Annotated in this window: 8 protein-coding genes; 7 read left to right on the forward strand and 1 reads right to left on the reverse strand. The window is 57.4% G+C overall.

What is annotated here, in order from left to right:
* From ABNH18_RS06505 to ABNH18_RS06520, 4 genes are all read left to right on the forward strand, one after another.
* Positions 1-840: DUF932 domain-containing protein (locus ABNH18_RS06505; RefSeq protein WP_349382036.1), on the forward strand; the 840-nt coding region annotated here is incomplete at its 5' end.
* Between the two features lie 84 nt (positions 841-924).
* Positions 925-1,425, forward strand: coding sequence for a hypothetical protein (locus ABNH18_RS06510; RefSeq protein WP_349382037.1), 501 nt, complete (start codon positions 925-927; stop codon positions 1,423-1,425).
* Positions 1,422-2,429 (forward strand): YqaJ viral recombinase family nuclease, encoded by a 1,008-nt coding sequence (locus ABNH18_RS06515; protein WP_349382038.1) that lies wholly within the window; start codon positions 1,422-1,424, stop codon positions 2,427-2,429. The genes ABNH18_RS06510 and ABNH18_RS06515 overlap by 4 nt, the downstream gene beginning before the upstream one ends.
* 98 nt (positions 2,430-2,527) lie before the next feature.
* Positions 2,528-3,412: a recombination directionality factor gene (locus ABNH18_RS06520; RefSeq protein WP_349382039.1), complete on the forward strand. Its 885-nt coding sequence runs from the start codon at positions 2,528-2,530 to the stop codon at positions 3,410-3,412.
* Here ABNH18_RS06520 and ABNH18_RS06525 read toward each other — a convergent pair.
* Complete coding sequence (locus tag ABNH18_RS06525) at positions 3,409-3,738, reverse strand: helix-turn-helix domain-containing protein (RefSeq protein ID WP_290510276.1); 330 nt, start codon at positions 3,736-3,738, stop codon at positions 3,409-3,411. The two genes, ABNH18_RS06520 and ABNH18_RS06525, sit on opposite strands and share 4 nt — an antisense overlap.
* 211 nt (positions 3,739-3,949) lie before the next feature.
* On the opposite strand from ABNH18_RS06525, the gene ABNH18_RS06530 reads away from it, so the two are divergent.
* The 3 genes from ABNH18_RS06530 to ABNH18_RS06540 all read left to right on the forward strand — a co-directional run.
* Entirely contained in the window at positions 3,950-4,318 is a 369-nt protein-coding gene (locus ABNH18_RS06530) for a hypothetical protein (protein ID WP_349382040.1), read from the forward strand.
* 9 nt (positions 4,319-4,327) lie between these two features.
* Positions 4,328-4,585 (forward strand): hypothetical protein, encoded by a 258-nt coding sequence (locus tag ABNH18_RS06535; RefSeq protein ID WP_349382041.1) that lies wholly within the window; start codon positions 4,328-4,330, stop codon positions 4,583-4,585.
* A gap of 70 nt (positions 4,586-4,655) precedes the next feature.
* The coding region (locus ABNH18_RS06540) for a hypothetical protein (RefSeq protein ID WP_349382042.1) at positions 4,656-5,375 on the forward strand (720 nt) is incomplete at its 3' end.

Raw genomic sequence — 5,375 nt, forward strand, 5'->3', positions numbered from 1 at the left:
GAAACCCCTGTCCGCTTCATTAGCAGCGAGGCCGGCGCCCTCGGCCAGATCTCGTCCTTCCCGGATCAGAAGGTGCTGTTCCGCTCAGACAATCAGGCACCTCTGTCCGTAGTGAGTAACCGCTTCAAGGTGGTGCAGCCCCGGCAGATCCTGGAGTTCTACCGGGATCTCACCGAGCGCTCCGGCTTTGAGCTGGAAACCGCTGGCGTCCTTAAAGGGGGGCGCAAGCTGTGGGCCCTGGCCCGCACCGGGCAAACGGGCTCCTTGGCAGGCAACGACCAAACCAACGGCTATGTGCTGCTGGCTACTGCCTGTGACGGCACCCTGGCCACCACTGCCCAGTTCACCAGCATTCGGGTGGTGTGCAATAACACCTTGGCGGTAGCTCTCAATGGTGCCGGCCAGGCGGTGAAGGTTCGCCACAACACCACTTTCGATGCCCAGGCCGTCAAGAAACAGCTGGGGATCTCCGTCTCCGCCTGGGATGACTTCATGTATCGCTTGAAGGCCCTCAGCGAGCGACGCATTACCCGCAAAACCGCCGAGAAAGTCATGCGTTCGGTCTTCACCGATGTGAACTACTCATCAGGTGACATGCTGGTGAAGCCCAACGAACAGGCCATGAAGAAGGCCATGGCGCTGTATGAGGGCGCCGGTCGCGGTGCGGAGTTGCCGTCTGCCAAGAACACGGCCTACGGCCTGCTGAATGCCGTGACCGAGTTCGTGGACCACGAACGTCGCGCCCGCAGCACCGATAACCGGCTGGATTCCGCCTGGTTCGGCAAGGGTGCTCAGATCAAGCAGCGGGCCCTGGCGCAGACCCTGGAACTGGTGGCCTGACTGATTCCCGACTCATTCTTTTCCCTCGACTAAAGCCCGACCTGCTCTGTGCCGGTCGGGCTTTTTATTGTTTGGAGCCTGACCATGACAGAACGTAATCACGATAGCCGTGTGAACCCGGAAGCCAGACTCTATGCGCCACCCCTCTCCCCGCATCTGGCCGCCATCTGGGGCGCCTTTCTCCATGAAGGGGTGATGCTGAACAAAGAGCGCGGTACCCGGCTTCTGGAGATCTGGGGTAACGGCTGTATCGAGCTGATCAGCACCCTGTGTGACTTCATCCCCGATATCTGGAAACAGGTGCAACCCTACTGGTACGGCCCGCAAGGGTTTCCTGGGGTGTTCGAGTACGAGGTGGTGTCCATTCTGGGCGAACAGCTGGGCACCTATCTGCTCGAGAATGACGGCAATCTGCCACCCCAAGCCGACATCCAGCAGATGATCACCGAGCTGGTCGTCACCTTCTTCAGCCAAGGCGGCAGTCATGAGATCCCCACGGATCAGACGCCCCAGACCCACCGGCTGATCAATCTCCATGATCGCTTTACCGAGCGGCTGATCCAACTGGACGGAGATCACTCATGAGCACACCTCGCGCTATCAAACCCTCATCCCGTCCAGCCCTGCGTCTGGTGTCCACCAAGGGCATGAACCGGGAACAGTGGCTCAAGGTCCGCAAGCAAGGTATCGGGGCCAGCGATGCCGCTGCGGCGGTGGGGCTTAACCCGTATCAGTCTCCGCTGGAGCTGTGGATGATCAAGACCGGTCGGGATGGGCTGTTACCGGCCCCCGATCCGGACGACATCCATACCCCGCTGTACTGGGGCAACCTGCTTGAACCCAAGGTAGCGGAAGCCTATGCCAAGGCGACGGGCAACAAGGTGCGGCGGGTGAATGCGGTACTCCAGCACCCAGATGCCGACAAGTCCTGGATGCTGGCCAATCTGGATTATTCCGTTGTGGGCAATCCAGAGGTGCAGATCCTGGAGTGCAAAACCACTGGCCTTAATGGCGCCAGGCTCTGGGCCGATGGGGTACCGGAGTACATCCAGTGCCAGGTACAGCATCAGTTGGCCGTCACCGGCAAACAGGCGGCGGACGTGGCAGTGCTGATCTGTGGGCAGGAGTTGCAGGTGCATCGCATCGAGCGGGATGAGACGGTCATTAACCAACTGATCGAACTGGAACGGGCTTTCTGGCATTTGGTGGAGACCGATACGCCACCCGACGCCGATGGTTCCGACTCCGCCGATCAGGCGCTGCGAGCGCTCTACCCTCGTGATGATGGCGAAACCCTGGATCTCATTGAAGACACCGCACTCAACGGCGATTTCAGTGAGATGCTGGATATCCGGGAACGCCTAGCCCGTCTGGCCGAACGGGAAGCCCGACTCAAGCAGCGCATCCAGCAACGCATGGGTGACGCCGCTCGGGCTTACTTCATGGATGGCCAGGTGAGCTGGAAGCGCAGCAAGGACAGCACGGTGCTCGATACTGACGCCCTGCTCAAGACTCGGCCCACGCTACTGCAGCAATTCCCCAAGCATCGGGCCGGCAGTCGCCGGTTCCTGGTCAAGCCCAACGCCTGATCGTTCTCGCATCACCTTACTCAACACCCCACGCCTAACAGCATAAACGCCGGGCCCTGCCCGGCGGCTGTGCGGTTTCTTTATAACAGGAGATCCCCATGATCAAAGGACTCGCCATTACTCCACCCGTGATTGGCCGTATCAGTATTGGCCACATGGTGGAAAAGAACGGCAAGCGTCTGCCGGAGAAAGACGACCAATTCACCATCACTACCCAGATCCAGACCCGGGAGGGCTGGCTACCGCACCCACTGGATGAGGCCCTACGCCAAGAGGGTCAAGGCAAGAAGCTACGCAGCATTCCCGTCACCCTGCCCTTCAATGATCCGGACCTGAACCTGCGGGCGGAGTACACCTTCTTCGAGCGCAAGAGTGGCCGGCCCCTGTGCAGTGGCGACGGGGAGACCTGTCGACGCCGCACTGACCAGGGCCTGGAACAACTGCCCTGCCCGTCACCGGATCTTTGTGAGTTCGGCGCCCACGATCTGTGCAAACCCTACGGGCGGCTGTATGTACGGATCGGGGAAGAGGATGAACTGGGCTGTTTCGTGTTCCGGACCACCGGCTACAACAGCATCCGCAGCTTGGCGGCCCGGTTACGCTACTTCCATGCCATCAGTGGTGGCAACCTTGCCACCCTGCCGCTGGAGTTAAAGCTGCGCGGGAAGAGCACCACCCAGAGTCACCGGGCGCCGATCTACTACGTGGATCTGACGCTGAGAGCCAATCAATCCATGAAAGAGGCCGTTACCCATGCCCGAGAAGAAGCCAAGGTGATGGAAAATCTGGGGATTAGCCAGGCAGAGCTGGACAAGGTCGCTCAGGCGGGCCTGCTGAATGCCCAGTTCGAGTATGCGGAGGAGGAGGGGTTACAAGTGGTTGAGGAGTTCTCGCACGAGGGATCAGCTCATGCCAGGGAATCTCGTTCTCAATCAACCACTGAGCTAAGTAATAAGCTGGCAGGTAAGCAGGCTGCAGATTAATCCAGTAACGCCTTCAGGCCTTCCTGGCGGCTGTGTGAAAGTTTGCGGTAACGCTTTAGCAAATGCGCTTCAGCTTCACTGCGGACTTCCGCGCCGTAGGTACCTGCAGGGTCGGTGACGCCGCCCGCCTCATCTCCACATATCAAGTAGTCCAGAGAAACGCCCAGCACCTGTTTCAGGGCAGGGAAAAGACGAAAACCTGGAGCATCACGACCATTTTCCCATGCGGAAACCGTGGATTTGGTGACATCCAACTCAAAACCCAACTGTTCCTGAGTCAACCCCAATGCCAACCGGGCCGCTTTCAGGCGCTCGGGAAAGCTCATCACGCCCACTCCATCTAACTGATGAAGCAACGCTACGGCAGAGCCATACCTCTGTCGTATCACTATACTTGACCTTAATAGTATTGCATTGCAATACTTTCTGCGTCTTGGATCACATAACCCACCAGCAAGCACCTTCTTTAGGCAGGGCACGCTGCTCATGCCTGCCCGGGGATCTCAGGAAGAACCAACTCAAACAAGGAGAACGACAATGGAAGACTTTGACGCCAGCAATAGCCCTGTAGAGCAACAGGAGCTCAGCAGCATCCAAAAATCCGCTATTGGCTGGGGCATCGCAGCCCTGGTGCTGGCCATCATCATGGTGAGCTACAACAACTCAGCCATGGTGCTGGGGGCCGGTGTGATGGCCAAGATATTCGCAGCCGTCGTGGGAACCGTAACCGGCACTATTGGCGCCTTGATTGGTGACGCCATTCGCCGTTTCGCCAAGCCCGACATGATGTTCACCAGTGGCGGCATGGGGTCTCTGATCTGGATCAAGCTGTTCTGGATGATGGGACCGCAAACCGTAGGACTGGTCATTGGGGTATCCCTAGGTGCCAGCCTGGTATTGCAGTAAGGAAGCACCATGAATCAACCCATCAGCATTGCCCTATTAGCCTTCTCCCTTCTTTCTACGGGGTGCTCAGACGACCCCATGAACAAGGTCAAAGGAGAGTTCCTCGCAGGATGCACGCAAAGCGCCCCTACCGAGATGTGCCGCTGCGCCTTCAATAAGCTGGCTCAACAGTACTCCATCGAGGAGCTGGAAGGCTTCAGCCAGGGCAGAGGGAACGTCAAGCGTTTCTACACCAGTGTCGCTAAAGCTGGCGTGGAATGCCGATGACTCCCTCCTAGCCCACGACCTACTGCCAGACATGGTCTTCCCCACCCAATAAACAGCCAAAGGGAATCACATGAAAATCTCCAGCAGAATCAGCCTGGTCATTATGGCTATCGCCGCGCTACAAGGCTGCGGCGAAACCACGTTCGATGCGAACAACCACGTCGATAGCTTCATTGAGCTATCCGAAAGCGCCACCAACGAAGCCGACAAGAAACTGCTCTACGACCTTTGGAGCGTCTACCTGAGGGGCTATGTCGATCATGACGGAAACGTCATAGAGCCTGACTTTGCCAAGCTTGACGGCATGAACGCCGAAGAAACACTCCAGGAACTCAAAAACCATATTGATTTTGTGCAGTTCGAAGGGTTTGAGTATGCGACTGTCGATGACGATGGCAACTATGTGGACCCTGCAATATACGGCAACAGTGGCTCTTCGGGTTCAGGCCAACCCTCGGTAGATATCAAAGTCACCGGCCGCACTGTCTACCTCACTGCCAAGGAAGACGAAGTGACCGTGCATGACGTTGTATTTAACCGTGGTAATTGCGGACATGGAGCTTTCAAAGCCGGCCGTGAACTCACGCTGAAAGAAACAAAGATGGTTGATCTGGGCAAACTGGATATAGACATGGTGTATAACAGCGCCAGTGAAACCTTCCATGAAGGTGTCAGTTTGTTTCCAGCATCTGCCAAGTTTGGACAAAAACTAAAAGCGAAAGCAGAACGTGGCTGCAATATCATCGAGGTGTCTGTCACTGATGATAACGGCACATGGACATGGGAGTTT

Origin of the sequence: Alcanivorax sp. (assembly GCF_040118815.1) — a bacterium.
In the GTDB taxonomy this organism is placed as follows: Bacteria; Pseudomonadota; Gammaproteobacteria; order Pseudomonadales; family Alcanivoracaceae; genus Alcanivorax.

Excerpts from the sequence above, each read along its gene's own strand:
- ABNH18_RS06510 (WP_349382037.1), top strand. The coding sequence starts at position 925 with ATGACAGAACGTAATCACGATAGCCGTGTGAACCCGGAAGCCAGACTC.
- ABNH18_RS06515 (WP_349382038.1), top strand. The coding sequence starts at position 1,422 with ATGAGCACACCTCGCGCTATCAAACCCTCATCCCGTCCAGCCCTGCGT.
- ABNH18_RS06520 (WP_349382039.1), top strand. The coding sequence starts at position 2,528 with ATGATCAAAGGACTCGCCATTACTCCACCCGTGATTGGCCGTATCAGT.
- ABNH18_RS06525 (WP_290510276.1), bottom strand. The coding sequence starts at position 3,738 with ATGAGCTTTCCCGAGCGCCTGAAAGCGGCCCGGTTGGCATTGGGGTTG.
- ABNH18_RS06530 (WP_349382040.1), top strand. The coding sequence starts at position 3,950 with ATGGAAGACTTTGACGCCAGCAATAGCCCTGTAGAGCAACAGGAGCTC.
- ABNH18_RS06535 (WP_349382041.1), top strand. The coding sequence starts at position 4,328 with ATGAATCAACCCATCAGCATTGCCCTATTAGCCTTCTCCCTTCTTTCT.